The organism is Sphingomonas sp. CROZ-RG-20F-R02-07 (genome assembly GCF_022662335.1).
Lineage (GTDB): Bacteria > Pseudomonadota > Alphaproteobacteria > Sphingomonadales > Sphingomonadaceae > Sphingomonas.
On the sequence record NZ_JAKNQJ010000044.1, the window covers coordinates 1 to 1,567 of the forward strand.

Here is a 1,567-nt window from a genome sequence, read left to right on the forward strand (position 1 = left end):
TGGCTCCCCATTGAGCAGGCCGATAAGCTTCTCATCATCTCGCGCCTGCGCATCAGCGCGACCGACAAGATGCTATGCCGAGTATCGGTCTGACCGTTGCCGCATTTCTCAGTGGGCGTCGGGCCGAGGATCACCTGACCTGCCCGCCCCGATAGGGCAACCCTATGCGGAACAGCCGGTGAGACACGATCCGCGTCTCATATGAGTTCATTTTCTTGACGATACACCGATCTGTGCAACGGTCTTGATCCATACGAGACGATCAGGGGCACCGATGGGTAAGACGCTTGGCTACGCGCGCATCAGTTCAGATCAGGGGCAGGACATCGCCAGCCAGAAGGCGATGTTGGAGAAGCTGGGCGCGGTGGTGGTGTTCACCGACATCGGCAACGGATCATCCCTCGACGGTCGCGACCAACTCGAAGCCGCCCTGCGCCTGCTCGAACCCGGCGACGAACTGCTCGCCCTTCATCCCGACCGCCTCGCCCGTGACACGGCCGACCTGCTGACCATCAGCAAGCGGGTCATTGAGCGCGGCGCGATCCTGCGGATCAACGACCCCAACATCGTGTTCGACGGCACCGACATGATGGCCGAGGTCATGCTGACCATCTTCGGCATGGTAGGGATGATGGAGAAGCACTTCATTAAGGCGCGGCAGCGGCGCGGGATCGAGGCGGCAAAGCTCAAGGGCGTCTATAAGGGCCGCCCAGCGACGATCAGCCCCGACGCTGTGCGTCAACTGCGCGAGCAGGGCCTCGGCGCGACGGCCATCGCCCAGCGTCTTAAGATCGGCCGCGCGTCGGTCTACCGGGCGCTGGCGGCGTGATGGCGATCCGCGCGCCAGATCGGCGTGCAAAACGAACCCGTGATCGGCGTCCAAAGATGACCCCCCGGTCTTCATCCGCTACAAGCCGGTATCGTCATCGACCCGGAGTCCAGCGTGGAAGAGCGTGATCCCAACATCATCCACTCGGGGCTGTCGCGCACCGTCACCGTTCAGGGCGCGAGCGTCGAGGTGAAGATATACCGGCTCGAACACGACCCCAAATGGGCCATGGAGGTCGTCAATGAGAACGGCACTTCGACCGTCTGGGACAACCTGTTCGACACGGACGACGAGGCCCTTCAGGCGTTCCAACTGGCGCTCGACGAGGAAGGCATCGACGCCTTCCTCGACCGCAGCAATGTGATCGAGTTCCCGAAGCGGCACTGAACTGGCATCGCAGAAGAAGCGTCGTGGAATGATCTGCTCGTCAAAGATCGTCCAGCCACGCCTCGAACTGCTCGATCGTCATCGCACGACCCGGCTGAGCCGCTGCCTGTTCGAGCATGGCGATAAAGTCCGGGCTCAACTCCTCACCACGGCAGATCGGGCACGAACCGTCGCCATGATCGTCGCCGCAACCGTCCTTGAAAGCGCCATCCATGGACCATCCCCTCGACCTCACTGACGAGGCACCAGCCACCATCCAGACCATCACCGCACGCTTGCGAGACCGCGCTCAGGCGGTCAGCGAAACGGCTCTGAATGGTGCCAAGGCTGATTTCCCTTCGCCCGCTCCAG

The 1,567-nt window shown here is 62.5% G+C and carries 3 protein-coding genes; 2 read left to right on the forward strand and 1 reads right to left on the reverse strand.

The window, feature by feature from the left end; genetic code table 11:
• Positions 1–274: 274 nt before the first annotated feature.
• Together L8H00_RS18615 and L8H00_RS18620 are read left to right on the forward strand one after the other, a co-directional pair.
• Entirely contained in the window at positions 275–829 is a 555-nt protein-coding gene (locus tag L8H00_RS18615; RefSeq protein ID WP_242098840.1) for a recombinase family protein, read from the forward strand.
• Positions 830–943: 114 nt separating this feature from the next.
• The gene (locus L8H00_RS18620; protein ID WP_242098843.1) at positions 944–1,216 is read left to right on the forward strand and encodes a hypothetical protein; all 273 of its coding nucleotides are present in this window, start codon (positions 944–946) and stop codon (positions 1,214–1,216) included.
• A 40-nt stretch (positions 1,217–1,256) separates the two neighbouring features.
• On the opposite strand, the gene L8H00_RS18625 is transcribed toward L8H00_RS18620, so the two are convergent.
• On the reverse strand, positions 1,257–1,430 hold the full coding sequence (locus tag L8H00_RS18625; RefSeq protein WP_242098845.1) for a hypothetical protein: 174 nt from the start codon (positions 1,428–1,430) through the stop codon (positions 1,257–1,259).
• Positions 1,431–1,567: the final 137 nt, after the last annotated feature.

Bases quoted from the DNA above. Each gene is read 5' to 3' on its own strand.
- L8H00_RS18615 (WP_242098840.1), top strand. From the start codon at position 275: ATGGGTAAGACGCTTGGCTACGCGCGCATCAGTTCAGATCAGGGGCAG.
- L8H00_RS18625 (WP_242098845.1), bottom strand. From the start codon at position 1,430: ATGGATGGCGCTTTCAAGGACGGTTGCGGCGACGATCATGGCGACGGT.